22 protein-coding genes, 1 tRNA gene and 3 pseudogenes are annotated in these 22,658 nt (G+C 59.8%); 15 read left to right on the top strand and 11 right to left on the bottom strand.

All coding sequences use genetic code 11. From position 1 onward, the window contains the following. The 7 genes and pseudogenes from K309_RS36565 to K309_RS42445 form a co-directional block, all read left to right on the top strand. On the top strand, window positions 1-1,236 hold a 1,236-nt coding region (locus K309_RS36565; RefSeq protein WP_051320464.1), incomplete at its 5' end, for an aminotransferase family protein. A gap of 156 nt (window positions 1,237-1,392) precedes the next feature. Continuing rightward, a complete protein-coding gene (locus tag K309_RS36570; RefSeq protein WP_051320477.1) occupies window positions 1,393-2,406 on the top strand; it encodes an ABC transporter ATP-binding protein in 1,014 nt (337 codons plus the stop codon). A gap of 90 nt (window positions 2,407-2,496) precedes the next feature. Next, window positions 2,497-3,519: an extracellular solute-binding protein gene (locus K309_RS39205; RefSeq protein WP_051320465.1), complete on the top strand. Its 1,023-nt coding sequence runs from the start codon at window positions 2,497-2,499 to the stop codon at window positions 3,517-3,519. A gap of 62 nt (window positions 3,520-3,581) precedes the next feature. Further along, window positions 3,582-4,403 carry an ABC transporter permease gene (locus K309_RS0114640; protein WP_051320466.1) on the top strand — a complete coding sequence of 274 codons (822 nt, stop codon included), beginning with the start codon at window positions 3,582-3,584 and terminating at the stop codon, window positions 4,401-4,403. Then, the gene (locus K309_RS0114645) at window positions 4,400-5,185 is read left to right on the top strand and encodes an ABC transporter permease (RefSeq protein WP_029047126.1); all 786 of its coding nucleotides are present in this window, start codon (window positions 4,400-4,402) and stop codon (window positions 5,183-5,185) included. Before K309_RS0114640 ends, K309_RS0114645 begins: the two co-directional genes overlap by 4 nt. 352 nt (window positions 5,186-5,537) lie before the next feature. Continuing rightward, a complete protein-coding gene (locus K309_RS0114650; RefSeq protein WP_035877541.1) occupies window positions 5,538-6,677 on the top strand; it encodes a porin in 1,140 nt (379 codons plus the stop codon). A gap of 206 nt (window positions 6,678-6,883) precedes the next feature. Further along, window positions 6,884-7,005 (top strand): annotated as a pseudogene (locus tag K309_RS42445) (transposase); the annotation flags it as partial. A 48-nt stretch (window positions 7,006-7,053) separates the two neighbouring features. Here the strand turns inward: K309_RS42445 and K309_RS43955 are convergent. The 3 genes from K309_RS43955 to K309_RS0114665 all read right to left on the bottom strand — a co-directional run bounded on the left by K309_RS43955 (window position 7,054) and on the right by K309_RS0114665 (window position 8,999). Next, entirely contained in the window at window positions 7,054-7,560 is a 507-nt protein-coding gene (locus tag K309_RS43955; protein WP_084402434.1) for a 5'-nucleotidase, read from the bottom strand. A 183-nt stretch (window positions 7,561-7,743) separates the two neighbouring features. Further along, entirely contained in the window at window positions 7,744-7,992 is a 249-nt protein-coding gene (locus K309_RS0114660; RefSeq protein ID WP_029047129.1) for an XRE family transcriptional regulator, read from the bottom strand. A 695-nt stretch (window positions 7,993-8,687) separates the two neighbouring features. Continuing rightward, window positions 8,688-8,999, bottom strand: coding sequence for an H-NS histone family protein (locus tag K309_RS0114665; RefSeq protein WP_029047130.1), 312 nt, complete (start codon window positions 8,997-8,999; stop codon window positions 8,688-8,690). A gap of 666 nt (window positions 9,000-9,665) precedes the next feature. Here K309_RS0114665 and K309_RS39950 point away from each other — a divergent pair. Further along, on the top strand, window positions 9,666-10,040 hold the full coding sequence (locus K309_RS39950) for a PHA-granule associated protein 4 (protein ID WP_084402435.1): 375 nt from the start codon (window positions 9,666-9,668) through the stop codon (window positions 10,038-10,040). A gap of 63 nt (window positions 10,041-10,103) precedes the next feature. Here K309_RS39950 and K309_RS0114675 read toward each other — a convergent pair. The 5 genes from K309_RS0114675 to K309_RS0114695 form a co-directional block, all read right to left on the bottom strand. Continuing rightward, window positions 10,104-10,191, bottom strand: a tRNA-Ile gene (locus K309_RS0114675). A 272-nt stretch (window positions 10,192-10,463) separates the two neighbouring features. Continuing rightward, window positions 10,464-10,919, bottom strand: a complete 456-nt coding sequence (locus K309_RS0114680) for a hypothetical protein (protein WP_029047132.1) — start codon at window positions 10,917-10,919, stop codon at window positions 10,464-10,466. A 455-nt stretch (window positions 10,920-11,374) separates the two neighbouring features. Continuing rightward, window positions 11,375-12,373 (bottom strand): Bug family tripartite tricarboxylate transporter substrate binding protein, encoded by a 999-nt coding sequence (locus K309_RS0114685; RefSeq protein WP_029047133.1) that lies wholly within the window; start codon window positions 12,371-12,373, stop codon window positions 11,375-11,377. A gap of 17 nt (window positions 12,374-12,390) precedes the next feature. Next, window positions 12,391-13,809, bottom strand: coding sequence for an amidase family protein (locus tag K309_RS0114690; RefSeq protein ID WP_029047134.1), 1,419 nt, complete (start codon window positions 13,807-13,809; stop codon window positions 12,391-12,393). Window positions 13,810-13,917: 108 nt separating this feature from the next. Then, window positions 13,918-14,631, bottom strand: a complete 714-nt coding sequence (locus tag K309_RS0114695; RefSeq protein WP_232232388.1) for a FadR/GntR family transcriptional regulator — start codon at window positions 14,629-14,631, stop codon at window positions 13,918-13,920. A 349-nt stretch (window positions 14,632-14,980) separates the two neighbouring features. Between K309_RS0114695 and K309_RS0114700 the strand changes: the two genes are divergently transcribed. From K309_RS0114700 to K309_RS41700, 3 genes are all read left to right on the top strand, one after another. Beyond that, a complete protein-coding gene (locus K309_RS0114700) occupies window positions 14,981-15,922 on the top strand; it encodes a histone deacetylase family protein (protein WP_029047136.1) in 942 nt (313 codons plus the stop codon). A gap of 289 nt (window positions 15,923-16,211) precedes the next feature. Further along, entirely contained in the window at window positions 16,212-16,454 is a 243-nt protein-coding gene (locus K309_RS41695; RefSeq protein WP_255360113.1) for a KUP/HAK/KT family potassium transporter, read from the top strand. Window positions 16,455-17,372: 918 nt separating this feature from the next. After that, window positions 17,373-17,531 carry a hypothetical protein gene (locus K309_RS41700; RefSeq protein ID WP_156914370.1) on the top strand — a complete coding sequence of 53 codons (159 nt, stop codon included), beginning with the start codon at window positions 17,373-17,375 and terminating at the stop codon, window positions 17,529-17,531. A 148-nt stretch (window positions 17,532-17,679) separates the two neighbouring features. Here the strand turns inward: K309_RS41700 and K309_RS43890 are convergent, their stop codons facing one another. Together K309_RS43890 and K309_RS42935 are read right to left on the bottom strand one after the other, a co-directional pair. Next, window positions 17,680-18,186, bottom strand: a complete 507-nt coding sequence (locus tag K309_RS43890; protein WP_369796430.1) for an EAL domain-containing protein — start codon at window positions 18,184-18,186, stop codon at window positions 17,680-17,682. Between the two features lie 13 nt (window positions 18,187-18,199). Further along, window positions 18,200-18,901, bottom strand: a pseudogene (locus K309_RS42935) (CHASE domain-containing protein); the annotation flags it as partial. Between the two features lie 610 nt (window positions 18,902-19,511). Between K309_RS42935 and K309_RS41705 the strand changes: the two are divergent. The 3 genes and pseudogenes from K309_RS41705 to gstA all read left to right on the top strand — a co-directional run bounded on the left by K309_RS41705 (window position 19,512) and on the right by gstA (window position 20,841). Continuing rightward, window positions 19,512-19,685: a hypothetical protein gene (locus tag K309_RS41705; protein ID WP_156914371.1), complete on the top strand. Its 174-nt coding sequence runs from the start codon at window positions 19,512-19,514 to the stop codon at window positions 19,683-19,685. 87 nt (window positions 19,686-19,772) lie between these two features. Next, window positions 19,773-20,006: pseudogene (locus K309_RS0114720) on the top strand (methyltransferase); the annotation flags it as partial. Window positions 20,007-20,232: 226 nt separating this feature from the next. Next, on the top strand, window positions 20,233-20,841 hold the full coding sequence (gene gstA, locus K309_RS0114725; RefSeq protein WP_029047139.1) for a glutathione transferase GstA: 609 nt from the start codon (window positions 20,233-20,235) through the stop codon (window positions 20,839-20,841). Here gstA and K309_RS43960 read toward each other — a convergent pair. Further along, the gene (locus tag K309_RS43960) at window positions 20,738-21,535 is read right to left on the bottom strand and encodes a TauD/TfdA family dioxygenase (protein WP_369796431.1); all 798 of its coding nucleotides are present in this window, start codon (window positions 21,533-21,535) and stop codon (window positions 20,738-20,740) included. The genes gstA and K309_RS43960 overlap by 104 nt on opposite strands. Between K309_RS43960 and K309_RS39960 the strand changes: the two genes are divergently transcribed. After that, a complete protein-coding gene (locus K309_RS39960; protein ID WP_051320467.1) occupies window positions 21,455-22,159 on the top strand; it encodes a hypothetical protein in 705 nt (234 codons plus the stop codon). The genes K309_RS43960 and K309_RS39960 overlap by 81 nt on opposite strands. The last annotated feature ends 499 nt before the right edge of the window (window positions 22,160-22,658 follow it).

Raw genomic sequence — 22,658 nt, forward strand, 5'->3', positions numbered from 1 at the left:
GCGTCTGGCGGCCCGATGTCCGTCAACATTGGCCACGGCGACGCGCGGATGAAGGCGGCGCTGAGTGAACAGTTCGATCGTTATGCGTATGTCCACCCCACGTTTGCCAACCGCAGACGCGCCGAGCTCTGCGAGGCTCTGGCGACCATCGCCTCACCATCTCTGAATGCTGTTTATCTATGCAGCGGCGGCAGCGAAGCGGTCGATTCCGCGCTCAAGCTTGCCAGGCAATATCACGTACTGACCGGGGCCACCAGCAAATACAAGGTGGTGAGCTACTTTGAGTCCTATCACGGCATGACGCTGGCAACCATGTCGCTGGCAGGCAATCCCGGCTACAGGAAGACCTTCGATCCGGTCATGTCCCCTTGGCTTCACATGGCCCAATACAGCGAAGTTCACATGCCACCTGGCATGAGTCGCGATGCATGGGGCGTGCAGTGTGCGCAAGAGCTGGAGCGAGTGTTGTACTTCAATAACCCAGACACCGTGGCCGCCTTCATTGCCACGCCACATGGCGTCGGCGCGGACTACGGCCTTGTTCCCCCCGCAAGCTATTGGCAAGAAATCCGCCGCATCTGCGACGAGCACAACGTGCTCCTCATTGCGGACGAGGTGGTAACAGGGTTCGGCAGGACCGGCCGGTGGTTCGCAATGGAACATTTTGATGTCGAGCCCGATTTGATGACACTGGCCAAAGGCATCTCCGGTTCAAATCTGCCGCTCGCCGCTGTGCTGGTGAGCGATCAGGTGAACGAGCCCTTCCGCAAAGACGGCGCATATTTCCTGCACGGCTTCACGTACCAGGGCCATCCCATGGCCTGTGCGGCAGGACTGGCAACGCTGCAGATCCTCCAGGAAGACAAGCTGATAGAGCAAACCGCCGCAATGAGCCCTTACTTGTTCGAGCACACCAAGATGCTGAAGGAGCATCCCACAGTGGCTGACGTCCGCGGCTGGGGTCTGTTCATGGCGATCGAACTGGTTGAGTCGAAGGAGCGACGGGAATACTTCGACGTCGACAAAGGGGCAGAACGACTATTCCAGGCCTATGCCCTCAAAAACGGCCTCGCGATCTATGGGACCTTGTATGGCCCCCGTCGTAGTGCGGCGCTACGCAGAGGGTTGCCGATCATGATCTGTCCCCCTTTGTGCATTCGGCCCGACCAGATCGACGACATGATGGATCGGCTGGACACCGCGCTCAGCGAGTGGGAACAACGACTGCTTGGCTGAATTTGCCTCTTCCCTGCAGTTGAACAATCTTTAAGGACTTGGCTGCCTGGGCCTCGGTCCAGGCGCCGCCCGCCTATGCAGACTCATTGTCACGAAAGGTTGAACTCGATGGAAACGACGAGGGACCGAATCATCCGTGCAAATTCGAAGCCGAATATGCCCTCCCTGAAGGGAGATTCCAGGGCGTCATCGCGCTCAAACTCGATCACGCTGGAAGGCCTGGGAAAATCCTATGGCAGCACGACGGTGCTGCATGAGATCGACCTGCACGTCAAGCCGGGTGAACTCTTCACCATCCTGGGCCCCAGCGGATCTGGAAAAACAACGTTGCTGTCTCTGATCGCGGGGATGGCGGCTCCCACTCGCGGCAGGCTGTTGATTGGCGACCATGACGTCACTGCCCTGGAGCCGGCTCAGCGAGGCATTGGCGTAGTGTTTCAGAACTACGCACTCTTTCCCAACCTCTCGGTTTTCGACAACGTGGCCTTTCCGCTTTCGATCAGGCGCCGTCCACGGCACGAGATCGTCGAGAGGGTCAACGAGATGCTGGAAAGAGTTCAACTCACCGCAGTCCGGGACCGGCGCCCTTCGCAGCTTTCAGGCGGTCAGCAGCAGCGGGTCGCGCTTGCGCGTGCACTGGTATTCCGGCCATCGATCGTGCTGCTGGACGAGCCCTTGGGTGCGCTGGACCGGCAATTGCGCGAACGCCTGCAAGTTGAATTGAAGGAGCTGCAGCGGTCTCTTGGTGTGACCATGATTCTGGTCACGCACGATCAGGAGGAAGCACTCTCTCTTTCCGACCGCCTGGCCGTCATCGATCAAGGGCGACTGCAACAAGTCGCGCCTCCGAACGAGGCCTATCTCAGGCCGGCCAATCCCTTCGTCGCGACCTTCCTTGGCATGGCGAACTTCGTCGAAACGCCCGATGGCGGGCAAGCCGTCGTGCGCCCTGAGCGGCTCAGGATTAACCGTGAACAAGACGGCTTCGGTGTGTCGGGCCATGTTCGTCACACCGTCTACCTCGGACCATCCATACGCCAACACATCGCCCTGGACGGCGGTGGTGAGATGGTGGCCAATATCCCGGCGACCGCTCCTGCCGCAAGCATTTCACCGGGGGAGCGCGTGCATGCCTCCTGGCGTGCCGAAGACGCCTGGCCTTGCACCTGAAACATCGATATCACGCCGCGTCCACGGGGCACCCCGCCTCGTCCCGCTTCTAACGGCCCGACACACATCCCATTCCCTGGAGAACGTTCCATGAATCGTCGCGACTTCTTGCTGTCCGCACCCGCAGCCTCCCTGATCGTAGCCTCTCCCAAGGTATTTGCGGCAGGATCCACGAGCATTCGCCTTATCGATTCCGGCGGGACCACTGGTGAATCCATCGCCGCGGCCTACATTCCACCTTTTACTGAGAAGTATGGCGTGCGCGTGATTCGCGAGGCGCCCTCGTCCCTGGGCAAGTTGCGTGCGATGGTGGAGAGCGGCCGTATCAACGCCGCGCTGTTCGAGCTTGGCTCGTCGACCCTGGCACAAGCACGCGAGCTCAACTTGCTGGAGAAGCTCGACTGGGCGGCGATCAATCCGGACCCGATGTTCCCAGAGGCCCGCGATGACTACGGCATGGGCTATCAGTATTTCTCCACGGTCATGGCCTGGCGCGAGGGCAACAAGGCTCCGCAGACATGGGCGGACTTCTTCAATGTGCAACGTTTTCCTGGCAAGCGATGCATGTCTGCCTATCCGCATTACGCGCTGGCATTCGCCTTACTGGCTGACGGAGTGGAACTGGACAGACTGTTCCCTCTTGATGTGAATCGCGCCATGCGGAAGCTGGAAAGCATCAAGAGCCATGTCTCGGTGTGGTGGAAAACTGGTACACAACCGCTTCAACTACTGAAGGACAACGAAGTCCAGTATGCGGTGACCTGGTCGGCCGGTATCGAAAGGGAGCCGGGAATTCGCTCAACCTTCAATCAAGGCATGTACGACATTGCCTGGCTTGTCGTACCGCGCGGGCAGGACCCCGCTACCAAAGACCTGGCCATGAAGTTTCTGCATGAAGTGACTGTCGCGAAGAATCAGATGGTCGCGGCAAAGGTGTTGCCTCTGAGTGGCAATAGCCCGCAACTTGAAGGACTCCTGGGCGCCAAGGCGTTCCAGTCCTTCCCTACTGCGAAGGCCAACCTACAAGCCCAGTTCAAACAGAACGCCCAATGGTGGCAGAAGAACGGACCGGAAGTGAACAAGATCTGGTCGAACTTCCTTCTCAACGCCTGAACGCCTGAACGCCCCACGGTCGCACCATGACTACTATGTCCTCCTCCCGTTGGCATCGAATCATGCCTGACGCAAACGGCTGGCGCGCTTTACCGCTCCTGGCCCTTTTTCTGATCGTCTTTGATTACTCATTGGGCGGCCTGCTGGCGAAGTCGGTGCACGGCAGTGCTGGCCTCACCCTGCAGTACTTCAAAGAAGCGTGGACGACGAAAGCGTATTTTCGCGTTTTCGTGGACACCTTGCGCGTGAGCCTGATCGCTACGGTTGTCTGCGTCCTGCTTGGATATCCACTGGCGTACTGGATGCGCGGACTCCCGGAGCGCCGTCGCGCCGCGGTGATGACGCTGGTATTGATGACATTCTGGGTGAGCATCCTGGTACGCACCTATGCGTGGATTGTTGTCCTGGGAAACGCGGGCCTGGTGAATCGGACTCTCCTCGCCACGGGATTGATCCGCGAGCCGTTGACGCTTTTGTACTCAGAAGTCGGCGTCACGATTGGCATGGCCAATGTACTCCTGCCTTTTCTGGTGTTGCCCCTGCTCACCGCCATGTTGCGTATCGATGATCGCCTCCTGCGGGCGGCGGCGTCACTGGGCGCATCCAGGCGGCAGATCTTCTGGCGGGTCTTCTTCCCTTTGTCATTGCCCGCACTGGGGGTGTCCGCCTTGTTGTTATTCATGCTCAGCCTTGGCTTCTACATTACCCCGGCCATTCTCGGCGGGGGCAAGGTGCCGCTTCTCGGCAATCTGCTCGACACGCTGATCAACGAGACGTCGGAATGGTCGCTGGCGGCCGCCATATCAACAGCGTTGCTAGCGTTTGCGCTTGCAGTCTTTGCGGTCTTCCTTCGCCTGAATCGAATGACGGAGACAACATCATGAATGGGGCACGTATAACGACTGCGCTATGGCTCCGGATCTGGGCTTTGCTGACCCTCGGCTTTCTGTTGATCCCGGTGGCCATCGTGCTACCCATGTCACTCTCTTCAGCAAACGCCCTCACCTTCCCGCCACCGGGATGGTCACTGCGATGGTTTCAGGTTCTATTGTCGGATGATGACTGGATTGATGCGTTCTCCAATAGCGCATTGGTCGCGACGCTGACCGCGAGCGCGGCAGTCATGCTCGGAAGCCTGGCGAGCTATGGTCTGGGTCGCGGGCAACCGCGATGGCGCGCGGTGGCCGAAGCGAATCTGATGCTGCCGCTGATTTTGCCGGGCGTCATTATCGCCATCGCGCTGTATTTCTTCTACGCGCGCTGGAATCTGCTCGGCACGATCACGGGCTTGGTTCTCGCACACACCCTGCTCGCTATTCCTTTCGTGGTCATGGTTCTCAACACAGCGGTCCGCAGCTTCGATATCCGCATGGAACAGGTGGCATGGAGCCTGGGCGCGAGCTGGTCACAGACCATGCGACGGGTGGTGTTGCCGACGCTGGCGCCCAATCTGGCCGCAGCCTGGATCTTTGCCTTCGTGATCAGCTTTGACGAAGTCATCGTGAGCGTGTTTCTCGCGGGCACGATTAACACCGTGCCGAAGAAGATGTACAACGACTTGATGCTGGAGATCACACCGACCATCACAGCAGTGGCGACCGTTCTGATTACCGCGACCGCGCTAGTCCTGCTTCTTGTACGTTGGCTGACGCGACGGAAGCCATGACAGCTCACCAGAAATCGACAGGCTTCGGCTAACTCCATTCGCCGCGGAAGCCTCGCCCGGTCAACCATGATCGGCCGAGTCTGCTCGCCCCTCGTAGCGCGTGAGGCACTCGAGCTGACCGCTGACAGCACGCTGTTGCGGTGCTGTCAGCGTGCATTCACGCGCCGCGGTGTTCCCGCTTGCACGGACCTTCCGGCGTAGTACGTCCACCGCTGGCCCGTGCGGCTCTTGCCCTCTCAGTAGCAGTTCCGACCAGGCCGCCCGTTTCGACACGAACAGGGCGAATGGATGAACACGCCCATAAGAGGCGTCCCCTCATGCCAGAAGACTTCACCACGAAAAGGAGACAGGAATGAAATCGACGTATGGAATCAAATGCCGCAATGCCGCGCTGACGCTGGGCGCTTGGCTTGCCTGTGGCGGTGCGCAGGCTCAATCCGGTGTGTTGCTGTATGGAGGGGTTGACGCCAACCTCGAGTATGTCAATCACTTCTCGACCGTGACTCCGTCCGTCGAAAACGGATTTACCACCGGGCCCGGCACAAGCCTCTACCGCCTGAACTCGGGCGGCTTGTCGGGCTCTCGTTTTGGCATGCGGGGAACTGAAGATCTGGGTGGCGGCCTGAACGCGATCTTTGTGCTGGAAGGCGGCTTCGGTGTGGACAATGGCATGATGCAGCAAGGAGGGCGCCTGTTTGGTCGCCAGGCCTTTATCGGCTTCGATAACAAGGGGATTGGTACCTTCACTTTTGGTCGACAGTACATCAGCTGGTTCGACGCACTGGCGAACTTCTCGCCGACAGCTTTCTCAACGCAGTATGAACCGATCGTGGCACAGATCGGCATGGACTTCCGTTCTGACAACACATTGAAGTACACGGGAGTGTTCGGCCCGCTGACTGCAAGCGCCAACTGGTCGTTTGGCAATGGGTTCCTCGGCAACGGCGAAGTCCCTGGGCAGTTTCGTCGCGACACCGGCTATGGCGCCGCATTGACGTACGATTCCGGCCCCTTTTCCGCAACCGCGGGGTACAACCAGTACAACCCGACGCTGACCACGGCGGGCGACACTGGTAGCTTCAAGAAAGCCGCCGTCGCCGCAAGCTACAGCTTCGACGGGCGCGCCAAGCTGATGGCTGGCTACCGCTGGGGTCAGAGCAGGGGTGCCGATGGCTCAACGGTTTTGCGTGATGACTTCTACTGGGCGGGCGCCAACTACAACCTCACTCAGGCAATTGAGCTGACCTTGGCCTACTACTACGACGACATCAAGAAATTTGGCGATAGGAGTATGAAGAACCCGTGGCAGGTCTCCTTCATTGCCGACTACCGCCTTTCCAAGCGGACTGACATCTATCTGACCACCGCGTATTCAAAGAATGCCGGGCTGAATTTCGACACGTCCGCAGTCAGCTTTATTAACGGATACTTCCTGGGCACCGGACACAGCTCGATGTTCGGCGCGGCTGTCGGCATCCGCCATAATTTCTAATACAGATGCTATTTGCGTCCCCGCAGCAATACTAAGGGGCGGGGACGACAGGAACGTAACCGGTTGACTGGGTTGCGAACTTCACGTACCAGAAAATTCATCATACGATAGGCCGGCCGGTGCTCCAGCTTGTGCACGTAGGCAAAGCTATGGCCGGCTTCGTGACCCAGGGTGCGCTGAAAGAACGCGGGTGAACCATCCTCGGCCATCTTGTCGGCCCGCGCCACACAGAGTGGGTCGTCTATGCTAAGGAGCCGTTCGGCGGCCCCCGGCACGTCCTGGACTACTGGGCCGCTACACGCATCGCGTAGCGATCTCTGCTTCCAGGAGCGAGCCACGGGAGACCTTCGCTCGATGTACGGGCCGTCCGCGGTGGTCAGCGCCATGCAGCTGGAACACTCGTTTGGCGAGATCGATGCCAAGGATATCGATTTCCATGATGACCCCCCCACCTGTCAGGTTGAGGTCGACAGTGTCCACCGAAGGGAGGATCGTTTGCGGAAAGGTAACGCTCCGCCGCTTGGATGGTGGCCAGCTTTTTCAGGAACGGTGCCAGCGGACCAGGACTATGTGGAACATCTATGAGCTGTTGCTCATGGCGATGGAAGGCATCTAGCTGTCCGGCGTGGAAGACCGCTTCGGCAGCATCATCGGCAATGACCCTATCAAAGCCAAATGCAAGGCGTAGCTCATCAGAATCCGTGTCGACAGGCATTGTGCCGGCGAGGACTTGGCCTGCCGCGTGCCCGGCAAGAATCGCCTGACGGACATCTGCCGAACTCGCTGAAAGAAACAAGCTAATACGCAGCGCTTCAATGTAGCGCTGCGGTGCACCGCCCTGTAGAAACAACGCGCGAGTGATATTCAGATTGTAAGCCTTGATGGGGTGATGGTGCTTTCGGTGCTGATTGACACGGTTTCAGCAAGAAAGCCCGTTCTGTATCAACGAGTTGCGCAAAGAGCTTTCCGCGGAATTGTCGTTGTGCACAAACTGTTGATTTCAAAGAGGATTTCTCGCGCCGGCGTATCATTATTCAGCGGAAGCACAATCACCCCCGCTAGCGGGCTAGCTTAGCCGCTTGAGCCAGCCGTGTAGCTCTGTCGCGCGAAAAGCTTGGAACTTGCCGCAAAGGGCCAGGAGCAGATCCGCTTGGGATGCTTCCACGAGGGTGGCGGCCTGGCAAACCGTCAGTCCACGCCCCCGAATCCGTTCGGTGATGTCCCGCACAATGCCCGCCTTAAGCGGGATTTCATCTGCGTCAGCGAAGCCAAGCTGCGCATAGACATTGCTCGTTCCATACTCGAAGCGAAACACGTGGACTCCTTTACTTGTGGACAACAACCCCTTTCTGCCGCTGCTCGGCGGTGGCTGAGGGCGCGATTATTCCGGGAAGGCAATGTAAAGACAACTTCGGGAAAATACCAAGAGTGCCAAAAACATCGAAAGAACTGAGTGGTCCTCGCACGGACGCGTCACTACGGCTGTTCACATCAAGATGTGATATAAAATCCGCTTCGCAATCACGTGAGAGCTCGGGCCGTGGGCATCCCCTACATCGGGGGATGGAAGCGAAGGATCGCCCGATGGCAATATCACTACGCTGGTGGTTGCGACCCGCCAGCAGACGCTCCGCCCTCGGCGTTTTCACGCCGAGGGTTTTCTTTTGGTTCATCGAGGAATACCGGGGAAGGCTGCTGGGTCCGGGCCACTCTTCGCCTTGGCGGTTGAGGGCACGCATGCCGATAAACATGCGCGCTCCATGGACGCACGGCAGCGCGGCTTTTAAGCTTTCGCCAGTTACGCAATTGGCGAATCCGTCGACCCAAAACAAGTGTGCGGCGCGTGGTTGTTGGGCTTTAGGGTAAGTCCAGACAGCGGAAGTTAGCCAGCCATCCGTACGCCAGGTCTAGCCTTGGTTCCCTGCAAGAATGACTTGGCGCTTGCTCAGAAAAGAAAACCCCTGCATGCAGGGGTTGGACGCTATGCTGTCGGACGGGCGAGGGCCTGAATTACGCCGCCTCTGCGATCAGGAACTTGTTGGGGTTCTTGCCCAGCCAGGCCGGTTGGCGACCACGGCCGGACCACGTCTTGCCGGTCTTCGGATCTTGGTATTTCGGGGGCAGCGCCGATTTCGCCTTGACTGTGCCACTGCCTGCCGGACGGCCACGACGGCGCTTCGTAATGTCGTCGACAGTCAGCCCGTATTCGGCCATCAGATTCTGAATCTGTTCGATGACCGATGCGACTTCATTGGCACGTACTTCTTCCAGGTGAGCTTCCAGGGCGGCCTTCTGCGCCATCAGTTCCTTGTAGGTTGCCATTTACTGTTTTCCTTTCCTCGAGAGATCAGATAGAAGGCAGTTTAATACCATTTGAAACTTTATGGCAGAACAATTTACCTCTCTCCGGATTATGAACGGTCAAAAAGCGTGAAGGCTCTAAATCATCACCAGCAACCTAGAGGCAATGCTGGAAAATGACTAGACATCGCCGCGTTGCTGCGAGAAGCGCCATGCGATGACCAATGGGAACAGCGCTATCTGGACGCACATAGAACTATTGACCGGCTGTGTGCCACTCCCCAGGCATGAGCGAGAGGGACCAGCTAACCCGGGAATGCCCCTTACCTTAGTTGAAAGGCAAGGCAGCCTCCTTTCGGGCGAAGCGTATGCCTGATTCAGGTTTTCACAAGGCTGTTGCCACCAATGAGAGCCAGTACAGGATGCAATCGCTCGCTTCCAGGCAATCTGACATGCAACACCTGCCTGACGAAGTACTTGGCGAGAACCGATACCTGCTCTCCGTGCGCTAATTCTGAGCGCTTTAACGGCAACGGGCTTGCTTCTATCTCCCTTCCAGCATTTCAGCTTTTGGGCCTCGTTTTGGCCAAAATCGACGGATTCCGATTACAATTTTGCGACGCAACATGAGGCCTGGGCTATGAAGTGCGCGAACCGGCGCAAGCCCTGCCAGCGTTGGAGGAGAAGATGGGGATAGCTCGAGCTGGCACCAAAGGGCAGGCGCTGAAGCTCCTGGAAACGGCGGGAGTAACAGTCGTGGATCTGGATTACGAGACTGGCTGGCAAGATGCGGTTGAACTTGGCCGGCTGGGGGATAAGCGTGGGGTACGCGTCCAGTATCGCGGCCATGAGAGCATCGCGGTCAACACCCCCGCGGCGCTTGCTGCTGGACTGCGTCGGCGGAAGGAGACGTTCCGTCAGCGCAATCTCTACTGTCAATTTGCATTGAGCGATCTGCCTGCCAGTGAACTGGAGCGCCTGGAGGCAAAAGCGGCGCAGCTCGGGGATTACATTCTCGCGGGACATCTTACGAGGGATGTCGACGCGATATGGAGCGAGTAGCGCCTCGCCAGTCAGCTGGATAAATCGCAGCTCATCGAGCAGTAACGGCAGACGCAAACGTGGTGGTGGGCCGGGTGGGATTCGAACCCACGGTGGGATATCTCCGGCGGATTATGAGTCCGCTGCCTGCGACCAACACGGCGTCCGGCCCTGTAGCGGCGCGCGAGATTCTACCTTGAAGTCCGCACCATGTGCCATTGCAGCTGCTCGCGTACGATCTCGTCGTACCCATCGAGGAACCAATTTGCGCCAGGCGAAGCTAAAGCAGGACTGGCGGAATGAAGGTCGATCGTGACGGCATTGATTTGCCGAAGCGAATCGGCTCGATGTGCGGTCCAGGCGAGCATTAGGCTGGGCGCACGCTGTGCGCCCTCTTTCGTCATCGACCGGTTGGCGAAGTACCGTACCGGTCGAAGGCAACGATCACACCGAAGCGTCGGTTGCCGCGACAGTTGGAGCCACTTTCCTTGCGGCAGCCCGCTTCTTCGGCACGGCTTTCACTGCGGCCTGCGGAGCAGCCTTCGGCGAGGCCTTCGTACCGGCCGCTGCCTTACGCGGCGCCACCTTGGCGGCAACCTTGCGTGTTGCCTTCTTTGCGCCCGCAGCCTTTGCCTTCTTTGCCGCGAGCTTGTCCTTTGCGGCTTGCTTCTCGAAACGAGCTGCGGACTTCGCGGCTTCCGTTGCCTGTGCGACCTCGCGCTTTGCCGCTTCGATTGCCTTCTTCGTGTCGGCGCGCAATTTCAGCAGACGCTTCTTCGCTGCCTGGGCTTCACGTGCGAGCACGCTCGCCTTTTTCGTCGGTGCTGTCAGTTTTCTTGCGGCAGGCTTGCTTTTGGAAACTGCGCTCGTCCGAGTAATTGCTTTGGTTGATGCGGCCACGTCTATATCCGTTAGTTGTGAAGCGGGGAGTATAACCTTTGTGGCGCCCTCACTAATAGCGTTCCAAACTCGTCATGGTGTCGCGAGACTTTTGACTGCCAACGGATTAGCTGGCGTCGAAACGCATCTTTCCTTAAGGCGAATCGTCGCTATGTCTGTGAGATGTGCTTGGAGTTATGGTTCGTGATGTACTCGTGAATTGCGGGACTAGTTCCGGCGTGCTGGTGAATACGCCGCGGCGAAGTCGCTTGGCCCCCGCCAAGCGCGGCCTCGCACCGACCTCTCCCTTACCGTTCTCATCTCCTCCGTGGCCGGTACACGGATCAGCCGTCGCAGTTCCCTTTTGACCCGATCAAGGTGTGCCACACGCCAAGTCCGGATGAAATCGCAGCACTACTGCTGCTTGGCGATGCACCGGATCAACAATGACCGCGCGTCGACCACCACCGTGTCGGTCAATCCCCCTTGAATCCAGACGTCTTGATGACAGGTGCCCAGCGTGCAGCCAGTCCATTCGAGTATTTGGCAACCTCCTCCGCTGACGAACCGGACAAGAGATCGTAGCCGGTCCGATGGAGTTTTTCCCTTACATCGGGCATCGCGAGCGCCTTGCGTACCGCCTGTGACCATTGCGACATGGCATCGGTCGCCGTATTCGACCTGACGTAGAGCAGGTAACGGGACGATGCGACGAGATTCGGGAAGCCGAGTTCGGCAAAGGTGGGCACGTCCGGCAGGGCATCGGCACGCTTTTCGCCCGCCACGGCAAGAACGCGCAGCTTGCCGGCGCGATGGTGTTCCAGGAACGTCGTCGTGGCATCCATGGCGGCCGCGATCTGGTTGCCAAGCAGTTCCGTCACAAGCTGGCCGCCTCCGCGATAGGGTGCGAGAGTACTGCCGATACGCGCTTGCGCCACGAACTCGACCGCAAGGAAATGCAGCAGGGTACCGACCGTGCTGATCCCGATCGCCTGCTCTTTCGGGCGGGCCCTGGCTGCCTGGATGAAATCCCCAAGGTTCCTGTGCGGCGAAGCGGCGTTTACAGCGATGCCGAACTGGACGCCGGTGACATCGGTGAGGGCCTTGAAATCCACGGGGGGGTCATACCGCATGTTGCTGTAGATCAGGGGCCCGATGAACATGGGATCGACCGGTGCAAGCAATACAGTGTTGCCATCGGCCGGCGAGTTCTTCAGGAACTCGGCCGCGACCCGGGTGCCCGCACCGGGACGGTTTTCGACAATGACAGTGCGGCCAAGGAGATCCTTCAATTTTTCGGCCAGCAATCGGCCCATGAAGTCGGCAGGCCCGCCCGCAGGGAACGGCACGATAATGCGGCCAACGGCCTGAGCCAGCGAGGCGGCAGGCAGCATGCCGCTGAGCAGTCCGGCGCCGGCGGACGCAAGAAAGATGCGACGCGACAAGCCGTTTGATGCCGAGGTACGAAAGGTCATGGTGATTCTCGATCTGGTTACAGGGCTTGCCGGTCGGTCAATGGCGTGAAATTGGCGGCGTCTTCGATAACCTGGCCCGCCTGAAGCAACAGGTCCTCCCGAAAGCGCCATGCCACCAGCTGGACGCCGACGGGGATGCCCTCGGCAAGACCCGTCGGCACCGAAATGCCGGGTACACCGAGCATGGCCGTGGCCAGCAAGGGACTCTGCGCGTCGATCAGCGCCCTGGCCTGCTCGAGTCCCGCGATGTCCTCATTCTGCCGCGCCGGCAACTGCCAGGAAACCGGCAACAGCACCAGCGGATAGCGCTGCAGGAAGATCGACCAGCTTCTGGCCAAAGTCTGGCGACGCGCAAGGGCATCGAGAAATCCGTCACGATCTGTCTCGCGCATGCCGGCCAGCATATAGGCCTGGCTGCGCCGCATGGCCTCATCGCCATGCTGTTCGACGCCGGCAATGATGCTGCGGCGGCTATCGTCATTGATCAGGACGCGCCACAGTTCGGCAGCCTCCGCGAAGTGAGGCAGGTCAACTTCCTCGACTTCGTATCCCGCCTGACTCAGCCAATACGCGGCGCTATCCAATGCCTGGCCGACCGCGGGATCGAGCGGAATCCCGGGGCAACGCTTGAACAGCGCAACCCGGACCGGCACATCGGACGCCGGGAATTCGTGGGGAACGGGCACCCAGCCAGGATCGCGCGCATCGTAGCGCGCCATGGCGTGATACCCGATTCGCAAATCTGCAATGCTTCGGCCAAGCGGTCCCTGCACCGACATCATCTGCGGGGTAATGCTGCGTTCCACCGTGGCGCTGGGGTTGAAGGCTGGCACCCGGCCCGTGGTTGGCCGCAGGCCGGCCACGCCGCAGGCATAGGCCGGGTAGCGGATCGAGCCGCCGATGTCGTTGCCGTGGGCCAAAGCGCCCATGCCGCTCGCGACTGCGGCGGCGGCACCGCCACTGGATCCTCCGGGTGTGATATCGGGATGCCAGGGGTTCAGCGTGCGCCCGTGCACCGCGTTGTCCGTGAACCAGCGAGACGAGTATGTGGCCGTGTTGCTGCGTCCCACCATGATGGCGCCGGCGTTGCGCCAGTTCGCCACTACTGGTGCGTCTTCATGGGCGATGTGATCGCGCATGGTGACGACCCCGTTGGTGGTGGCGTGCCCGGCCTGGTCAACATTGATCTTGATGGTGACAGGCACGCCATGCAGCGGACCAAGCGGCCCGCCTCCCGCCACCAGCCGATCGGCGGCATCGGCGCTTGCGAGCGCTTCTTCCGCAAGGACTTCGGCAAGGGCATTGATGCGCGGATTGATCTCTTCAATGCGCGCCAGCACGCTCGTCACGACTTCACGGCACGACACTTCACGTTTTCTTACCGCGGCGGCAATGCTGGCGGCACTCCCGCGCCAGAGGGTTGAATCCAGGCTCATACTTGTGTCTCCGTTTATTTTTGGATAAAACGCTGCCCTCCCCTGGCTGATGGGGTCAGCAACGGAACATGCCAATGGAACCCCGTGGTTGCCACGGGGCGTAGGAACTCAGTCCGGCGCGTCCAGCAGCAAACGCTCCCGGGTTACCCGGACCTCGGCTTCGAGCGCGAGTTTTTCCGCCTGCTCGATGTGCTGGCGCATCAGTTCGCGCGCCCGCTCCGGATCTCGCGCATGGAACGCCTCCATCAGTGCGGAATGGCCATGGAAGATCTCCTCGTCGAACGCGCCGAAGCCTTCCTGCGTGTTGCGCACGGCGATGACGCGCCGAATGATGTCGTTGAGCAGACGGCAAAACAGCGCCAGCATGGGGCTGCTGCACGCGTCGGCAAGCCGGTCATGGAACAGCAGGTCCGCCTCGCGGCGCTCGTTCCAGTCGCCGCTGCCGCCGTGCTCGGGATGGCTGAGCCCGATCAGGGATTCCAGCTCCGACAGATCGTTCTCGGTCAGCCGGGCCGCAACGTTGGCGGCGAGTTCAGGCTCGACCACGCGACGCAACGCATATAGCGTCGCGATGTCGACCGTTTCGAAGTACATGAAGTTGGAAACCGCCTCCAGACAGCGGTCATAAGTCGGCTGCGTCAGCGTCGCCCCGCCATTCGGTCCGGTCTGCGTGGTGATCAGGCCCTGAGCCTGCAAGGTAGCCAGTGCTTCGCGCACCGTTCCCCTGGCTACCCCCAACTGCTCGATGAGGGCAGCTTCCTGGGGCAGCTTGTCACCTACCTGTCGGCGGGATTGCACGATCCAGCGCTTGATATCGCTCACAACCTGGTCGGACCGCTTGGTGCGCCGGGAACCGGCTATGCGTGGCTTGGGAGAGAGCTCCATGTCGAGGCAGTCAATTTATGATCATAAATATAATTATTATCCTCGTTACTCCATGCCTCAATGCGTGTTTACCCAGGCTCAAGAGCTTCGTACGCGCGGTTAGGCGCGCAGCTCATCCGCGGCGCGCTCGCGCCTCTGGCGCGGGACTGAGGGCCGACAGCGCTGCCCTGCCGATTTTGGCTCTACTGATATATTACATATCTGATACGATTGCCGTGACGATCGACGTGAGCCAACCGGTGTGCGATTAGGGAAAGGCGCCGGTTTAAACCGAGTACAGCCGAACATGACAACTACGATCATTTATACCCACACCGCGTGTCTGGAACATCGCCCCGGGCCGCACCATCCGGAGTCGGCCGAACGCCTGAGAGCCGTCGTGCAGGCGTTGCGAAGGCCGGAATTCGCTTCGCTGGAATGGCGCGATGCGCCGATGGGCACCGTCGAGCAGTTGCGATTGATCCACGAGTCGGACTACATCGACGAGATCGCGCAAAGCGCCCCCACCCAGGGATACGTGCCGCTGGACGCGGGCGATACGGTCATGTCGCCGGGGTCATGGGAAGCCGTCATGCGCTGCGTCGGCGCTGCTTGCGCGGGTGTCGATGCGGTGATGGACGGCCAGGCGAACGTGTTCTGCGCAACGCGGCCATGTGGCCATCACGCTGAACCGGCGAAGGCGATGGGCTTTTGCATTTTCAACCAGGCGGCGATCGCGGCAGCCTACGCCTATGAGGTCCACAAACTCGAGCGCGTCGCGGTGGTCGATTTCGATGTGCATCACGGCAATGGAACCCAGGCAGCATTCTTCGACCGCCCGGAGCTGTTCTATGCTTCCAGCCACCAGTCGCCTTTCTATCCCGGTACCGGAGCCCGGTCCGAAACAGGGGTGAACCACAATATCGTCAACGTTCCGTTGCCTCGCGGCTGTGAGTCTGCGCAGTTCCGTGCCGCAATTTCCGCCCTCGTGCTTCCCTCGCTAAGGGCGTTCGCCCCCGAAATCCTCATTGTCTCCGCGGGATTCGACGCGCACCGCCTGGATCCCCTCGCCGGCATGAACCTGGAGGACAGCGACTTCCATTGGATCACCAAGGAACTGATGCAGATTGCCGACGAGACGTGCGACGGCCGCATCGTATCGATCCTGGAAGGGGGCTATAGCCTCGACGCATTGGCCACGAGTGCGATGGCTCATGTCAGCGCTCTGATGCAGCTCGATGCCGAGTGATCAGGCAGCGGTGTTGTTGACTTGGCGGCCCGGCCAGCTATTGCCCCCGCTTCTCTCGACCGGCCGCACGATGACAGGAGGGTTCTGTGACTAAACCAGACCCCTGATAGACTGAGTTGACGCGCCGACAGCGTGGCTAGGGTGGTCAAAGCAGCCGACTCGGGGCCATTGCTATTCTGTAACCCCTCTAATTGAGCAGGCGCGGCGGTATGGCCGTTGTACCCTGGAAGCCGTCCTTACGGTACGCCGGGCATTCGATGCGAACTTCCACGGTGAGGGCACCACCGTCCTGCCAGTTTCAGTTGGCGTGCTGATCGCACTCTGCCTCGTCCTGCGCCACAGCACCGCCATGATCTGGGCGTTCTTCGGGCCCATCATGTTGCTTTGGTTCCTTGCCCTGGCTAGATCAAGCATTCAAGGCATCATCCGCTGCGCTGCGCAGTCGCCTATTGTGCGGCGAGGGCGTTCAGGATGTCTGCCGGCCGATGGCAATCACGTATGGTTTGCCGTCAACATGCTCGATACGCGGTAGGCCGCCCCCAGCAATATGCTGCCTCACCGCGACCAGCAGTTCAGCAGCATTCCATTGCCCTTGCTCAATGAGACCTAGAGCATCGCTAGTGACTGCAAATCGCCCGCCACATGCAGCACAGCGGTATATACGGGTACCACGCGGACGATCGTTAGGATCCAGCCAACGTCGCGCCAGTGCAGCGCATAGCAAGCAAGGAACGGTTGCGATTGTGCTCACAATATGACCCCCCGGCCGACTGCCCCGACTGGCCCCGACGGCCAGGCTAGCGCATTCTCACGTGTTGTCAGCGTTCCACCAGAGGGACAACGCTGACTCTTGGCTCTTGTCTCGCTACCCTAACCCACGCGTGGTCACGGCGAACAGCGACCGCTCGTTAGGAATTTATGCCCGGCAGCCCCGGGACCCCCTATTTCGGGCATCAACATCAGCACAGAACGCAGCACGGCAAGTCCATAGGCAAAAGTGCAAATGTCAAGACCTTCCCGGTCGCGCCAACATGGATATAAGTTTCATTGAGGAAACGTCCCATGGCGAGAGCGAAACGTTTGCCGTGCAACATAACTATCGGGCTGCTCTCCGCGCCGAAGGTCTTCAACTTGGCTCATTCGCCTCTCAGCGGAGGATCATCAGTTTGCCCCGGCCCTGGAGCGGTCCCCGAGCTGGTTTATGACGCAATATTCGGGAGACGGGACCGAGCGCAAGCCGGCTTCGATGCCGTCACGTAGTCACCTAGGTTCGCTACCGCCCGTCGGGTCTGCCTGGCCCTGGCGCCGTGAGCGATGTCGCACAGAGTATGCGCATTGTGGTGTGTCAATGTTTCTATAGAGAAACGGTCCGGATTCGAATATTAATCGCCGCTGCTTACTACGGGTAAACCGGGGGAACGCAGACCCAGGCACATAGCGAGGAGGCGTGATGAGCGACAGCCTTAAGGTGAGTTTTCTGGTCTTAGCTGCACTGGCGGCTGTCACTTACGTTTCAGGAAGAGCTTTGGGGATGGATATGAGCATTGCTGACATGGCGAGGCAACTCGTGCAGCTAGGCACTGATCTGCTGCATCGATTATTGCTCTAAGCAGTCCCCCTCGGTCGTCAAGCTGCCTGGATGTGCCGAAGCGGGGCCAGGTCGCGTTCCGGCATCGAATTGGCGATCTTGACCACATAGCATCTTGCGGATGATCGATCGCTTGCCACATACCTTCAACAATTCGGTCCTGCATGATTCATCTCCCCCTTCTTGCATTGACTGATATTGTCTGCCTGGAGTGCACTGCATGATGCGCGCCGGACTGGCAGTCACGCGCGCATCGGTTGCGGCCCCCGTTGCGGACGAAGCTGCGGTCGATCTTGACCGTATCGATCGGGAAGCGGCTCAGGTAAGCCAGCGACGAATAGCCGGTGCCAAAATCGTCGATTGCCAACCGCACGCCCGTGCGCTTCAGGCGCGATAACCAGTTTGAAGCTTGTTCGGCATCGCGCATGACCATGCTTTCGGTCAGCTCCAACTCGAGCAGGTTGCCTGGCAGGCCGGCTTGCCGCAGCGCATCGATGACGGAACAAACTCGTTCTGCTCCAGCGCGCGATGCAGGTGCGATTCCATGTCGATGCGCCGCTGCAAAGATGTACGCATATCGCGGCAGTAGAACTGGTAGCCGTTCTTGCCAAGTTGCCTGGCCCCGTACATATGGCCAGGTCAGCATGCTTGAGCAGCGTCTGCCATTCGTTGCCATCCTCCGGGAACGAGCTAATGCCGATGCTCGCCGTCATCCGCAACTCCGACTGGTTGACAACGAACCCCGGCGTAAGCGCGGGCTGGATTCTGCTGATCGTCCGACCCAGGATCGTCGGGTCGCCTTTCGGGTCCAGCAGCACCACGAATTCATAGCCACCGAACCGGGTGATCAGTTCTGCGTCGTTCAGGTTTTCGCGCAAGCGGTCCGCCATCACGCGCAGCACCGCATCGCCGGCATTGTGCCCAATGGTGTCGTTAATGACCTTGAACTCATCCAGATCAGCGAAGATGACATGCAGGGTCTGCAGTGCAATGCCGACATGCGGATTCTTTGCCTCGCTGAAGATCAGGCGCCCACTGCTTACCGATTGCCCTGAGTCGCGCGCGCGTTCGAGCGCAGCCAGCCGGCGTGGCTCGGCGCCCATGTCGATACCGATCGATGCAAGGTTGATGTCCAGTGGTTCGACATAGGTCAGGACATAGTGGCCGGGCCGCTTGCCCGGCGGGCGAACGCTGAACGTCACGCCTGCTTCGCGCAGGACCGGGTCGGCGCGCTGCTTTTCGACAAAGGCCTCAATCTCACCGGCCGGCACATACGGCGCGTAGTTCAGCGTCTGAAACCCGGGATAGCGCTGCGGCAGGTTCAGTCCGCTGACGAAGTCGCGAAATTCGCTTCGCGAAACGTGATCGCTGGCGCCGAACAGCGCCTGCATGGTCACCAGTACGTCGGTATAGAGTCGGATCCGCGTATCGATCTGCTGTACGACATCACCGGTATCGTTCTCAAAACGCAGACGAACGTCCCTTTCCAGCAGGTCGGCGCAGAACGCATAGACAACAGCCGTCGTCAACACGCCAAACAGCACGGTGCCCGCCGTAACGGTCCGCGACCCAAGGCGTCCAAGCGTGCGCGCAAGCGTCGGCGCAAGATTGTATCCCCGGCTGTCGATCGTGCCCCGGCTACAGGGCGACAACGACTGATGCTCAGAAAAGCACTTATTGGCTGGGCCTCGTTGTCGGCGCCAGTCCTTATCAATGTCTTAACAATCTATAGCAAGCGCGGGTTGACAGGGACCAATTGCCGAAGCGCAAACACCCCGCTGAAAAGGGGCATGCATGTCCTTCGCGGCGAGAGCGGCATGGGTCAGAGCCGAGGGGAAGGTGGGCTGTCTGCCGCGCCTGGCTGACCAAGGCTCTCCGGCCGTCCGTCCGTCGTGAAAGGGGAGTGGTTCCGTTGCGTCGCAAACACTTCCACCTCCACACGCTACGTTTCTTAAATGAAACTTAGGTTAGTGCTGAATTGAACTGTGAAGGGGTAAGGCTGTGCACGACCGCGACTTGCTCTTTGCCGTCTTTGGGGTGCTCGTGTTTTTGGGCATCCTTTATTTTGGTGGCGTGCCGCTCTACGACCAAGTTACAGCCGGCATTGATGTCATTCATGCTGTCATGGAAACCGCGAATCATGCCGGCGAAGACAGAGCCGGGCGCGTGCGCTGACTGCGGTGCCCGGTCAGTTGCCTGGCAAAGGATTAAAAGACCCCGCGTCTGATCAGCGGTATCTCTTGGGGTGACGCGTTCTCCCACGTGCTCGTGATGGGACACATCCTCTACGATTGGACCTCAGCCAGAAGCTTGAACTCTTGAGGAAATGCTATGCGGCATTGCCACCTGGGGGGATGCCTTATCGTCTACGACGCGGTGATCGACGAGGAGCGAAAGAAAAATGCGTTCGGGCTTCTGATGTGTCTGAATATGCTGATCGAGACGCCTGGCGGCTTTGACTATACCGGAGCCCAATGCTGTGATTGGATGAAGGATGGTTTGCTGCCGCCTCAGGATCCGGCACGTACATTGCTAATCCACACGTAACGCCGATAGGACCTTCCGTACGCATTATGAGGCGGCGACATCCGCTCGCTCCAAGCCGCCGGCCGGCTATTCGACATTCAGCCGGCAAGTTTCCGCAAATTCAGGCATCTGAGTCCAGAGCCGCCGCGGTGTCCACGGCTAACGCAAAAGCCTTATTACTTAGGAAACACAAATCATGAAGCTGTACTACGCTCCCGGCGCATGTTCATTGGCGCCTCATATCGTCCTCATCGAGGCCGGCCTTCCCTTCTCCACCGAGCGCGTCGACTTGCGCGCCCAGCCGCACATAACCGAGAGCGGCATTGACTACAAGACGCTCAATGCCAAGGGCTATGTGCCGACGCTTGCGCTCGACAACGGCGATGTGCTGACTGAGGCGGCAGTGGTCGTCCAGTACATTGCTGACCAAGCGCCGGAAAAGGGCCTCGCCCCGGCGTGCAATACGTTTGAGCGCTACCGCGTGCAGGAATGGCTGAATTTCATTTCGGCCGAGTTGCACAAGGGCTTTGGGCCATTTTGGAAACCGGACACGCCGCAGGAACAGAAAGATGCGACGTGGACGCGCCTGTCGCAGCGGTTCGACTGGCTTGCGCCACAGCTCACGGATAAGGACTATCTGATGGGCCGGTTCAGCATCGCGGATGCCTACCTGTTCACCATCCTCAGATGGCCTGACCATTTCAAACTGCCGCTTGACAGCTGGCCCCCGCTACTCGCGTACCGGGCCAGGGTTGCCGCGCGTCCAGCGGTGCAGCAAGCAATGAAGGATGAAGGCATAGGCTAAGCCAACAGCTTCGTGGCCTTTGGGAGCCTGGTCGCCGTCCTTGCCGGCACGCGCCGCCCTTCTTGCCCGTTCGCGGATGGCGGACAAAGGGATCGAGCACGTTCAGCACTGTCAGGCTGCCGTCGTCGTTCCAGATGGGTTGCAGTCCGCGCTCGGCGCAGAGGGTCTCGACCTTCTTGGGATCGTCGGTTTCAAAAGAGTGGTTCCAGCCGCGCTGGTCCATATGGCCGTACGATGCGCTCTGGTCTGTCGCCTTGGGTCCGAAATTGATCGCGGTGCGGGTGCCCAGCGCCTCGATCCGTCGCACTAGAGCGGGATCCATCTCGTCAACCAGATTCCGGACATCTCCGATCAACGTCTCTCCGCCGACCGGGGCCGTCCTGCGCGAAAAGAAAGCCACGCGACCGGGGTAGTCCCGACGATAGGCCATTTCCGAATGTAGGGCGAGTCGCACTCCCGACGACAGTCGCGTGGCTTCCATGACCCTACCGCTGACAGTCGCGCGCGGCGCGCGGCCGCCCGCATAGCCACCTTCGAACGGTGGGAGCCCTTCGATGAAATCGGCGAAATCGGCCGTGTCAGCGATCGGGAAGCCGCGCAGCACAATGCCGCCATGGGCGACGACAAGGTCATCGAGAACGGGTCGCACCGCACCGAGCCACTCCCGGAACCGGGTGCGATTGTGCAGGGCCACGCCGCGGGGTTCAATGAACAACGGAGGCCGGTCAGGTGCCAGTTCGTGGCACTGCACGTGTCATTCCTGGGCGGGCTGATTGCCGCGAGCCTGCTTTGCCTCGCGGCGTGTGACCGGCGGCCCGCTGATCGAGCACGCTCGAACGCACCAGCGTCGGCCGCGTCTGCGGCATCTCAGGCCTCCGCGTCATCCGCCGAGGCGCCTTCTCCTACCCTCCTCACGTGGAATGCATTCAAAGCCAAGGCTGGCTTTGATGAGGCCACGCCAGAAGAACAGGTCCTTATCTGGGAAATATATCGGGACCAGTTTCTGCCCGCCAATGCGGCCGACCAGGGCGTTACTGTCGATGAGTTGAAACGCCGATTCGAGGCTCAGATCCCCCGCCCTGCGCAAGGCCAGGCCAGCAATGAACGATTCTTAGGCGCCCGCTGCACCCAGGACTGCTCAGGGCATGAAGCGGGCTACGACTGGGCAGCTGACAACGATATCTCTGATCCGGACCAATGCACCGGCGACTCCCAGGCCTTCGTTGAGGGCTGCCAGGAGTATGCAGAGGAGCGCAGAGAAACCAGTAGCAATGCGGAGAATCAAATCGCGGGCGGCGATGAGCGGAATCGACGCTGACCCTGCAGGGACAGTTGATGGCGGCATCGCGGCGTCTCACCGCTTTTGTATGCTGGCGCAAACCGGTGGCCTTCGACGAACGGCGAGGAGAAGATGCTGCCGATGAGTGTTGCCCATCACCATGGCCGGCAGACAGTCTGTCCGAAAGGCCAGCTTTGTCCGAGCCGCCACCACCCATGCGACTGATTCTCGTCACTGGATGAGGTTGGCAGACGTTTTCGAAACGTACGCGATCCGCTGCACGTTGGGTTATTACAGTACGAAAACGGCAAGCGCCCATCCAACCAGGGCCGTTCCGGCAAGGGAAGCGGCAAGCGCCACGGGATCTACAGTCGGATGGTAGTGCATGTAAAGGAGCCTCTTCGGTTGATCTGGTATTCATCAGCAAAGCGCCGGCATTTCTACTCCAAGCCTGCCGAGCGTCCCTGATGTCGATGTTCGTTCGGAATAACGTCGCGAACTCATTATTAAGGTAGTTCCCCGAAGACGGGAGCGCTTT

The sequence above is a fragment of the Cupriavidus phytohabitans genome (assembly GCF_000426345.1).
Lineage (GTDB): Bacteria > Pseudomonadota > Gammaproteobacteria > Burkholderiales > Burkholderiaceae > Cupriavidus.

What these genes read in the sequence shown, in the direction of transcription:
- K309_RS36570 (WP_051320477.1), top strand. Translation starts at nt 1,393, where the DNA reads ATGCCCTCCCTGAAGGGAGATTCCAGGGCGTCATCGCGCTCAAACTCG.
- K309_RS39205 (WP_051320465.1), top strand. Translation starts at nt 2,497, where the DNA reads ATGAATCGTCGCGACTTCTTGCTGTCCGCACCCGCAGCCTCCCTGATC.
- K309_RS0114640 (WP_051320466.1), top strand. Translation starts at nt 3,582, where the DNA reads ATGCCTGACGCAAACGGCTGGCGCGCTTTACCGCTCCTGGCCCTTTTT.
- K309_RS0114645 (WP_029047126.1), top strand. Translation starts at nt 4,400, where the DNA reads ATGAATGGGGCACGTATAACGACTGCGCTATGGCTCCGGATCTGGGCT.
- K309_RS0114650 (WP_035877541.1), top strand. Translation starts at nt 5,538, where the DNA reads ATGAAATCGACGTATGGAATCAAATGCCGCAATGCCGCGCTGACGCTG.
- K309_RS0114665 (WP_029047130.1), bottom strand. Translation starts at nt 8,999, where the DNA reads ATGGCAACCTACAAGGAACTGATGGCGCAGAAGGCCGCCCTGGAAGCT.
- K309_RS39950 (WP_084402435.1), top strand. Translation starts at nt 9,666, where the DNA reads ATGGGGATAGCTCGAGCTGGCACCAAAGGGCAGGCGCTGAAGCTCCTG.
- K309_RS0114685 (WP_029047133.1), bottom strand. Translation starts at nt 12,373, where the DNA reads ATGACCTTTCGTACCTCGGCATCAAACGGCTTGTCGCGTCGCATCTTT.
- K309_RS0114690 (WP_029047134.1), bottom strand. Translation starts at nt 13,809, where the DNA reads ATGAGCCTGGATTCAACCCTCTGGCGCGGGAGTGCCGCCAGCATTGCC.
- K309_RS0114700 (WP_029047136.1), top strand. Translation starts at nt 14,981, where the DNA reads ATGACAACTACGATCATTTATACCCACACCGCGTGTCTGGAACATCGC.
- K309_RS41700 (WP_156914370.1), top strand. Translation starts at nt 17,373, where the DNA reads ATGAGCGACAGCCTTAAGGTGAGTTTTCTGGTCTTAGCTGCACTGGCG.
- K309_RS43890 (WP_369796430.1), bottom strand. Translation starts at nt 18,186, where the DNA reads ATGGCAACGAATGGCAGACGCTGCTCAAGCATGCTGACCTGGCCATAT.
- gstA (WP_029047139.1), top strand. Translation starts at nt 20,233, where the DNA reads ATGAAGCTGTACTACGCTCCCGGCGCATGTTCATTGGCGCCTCATATC.
- K309_RS39960 (WP_051320467.1), top strand. Translation starts at nt 21,455, where the DNA reads ATGGGCGACGACAAGGTCATCGAGAACGGGTCGCACCGCACCGAGCCA.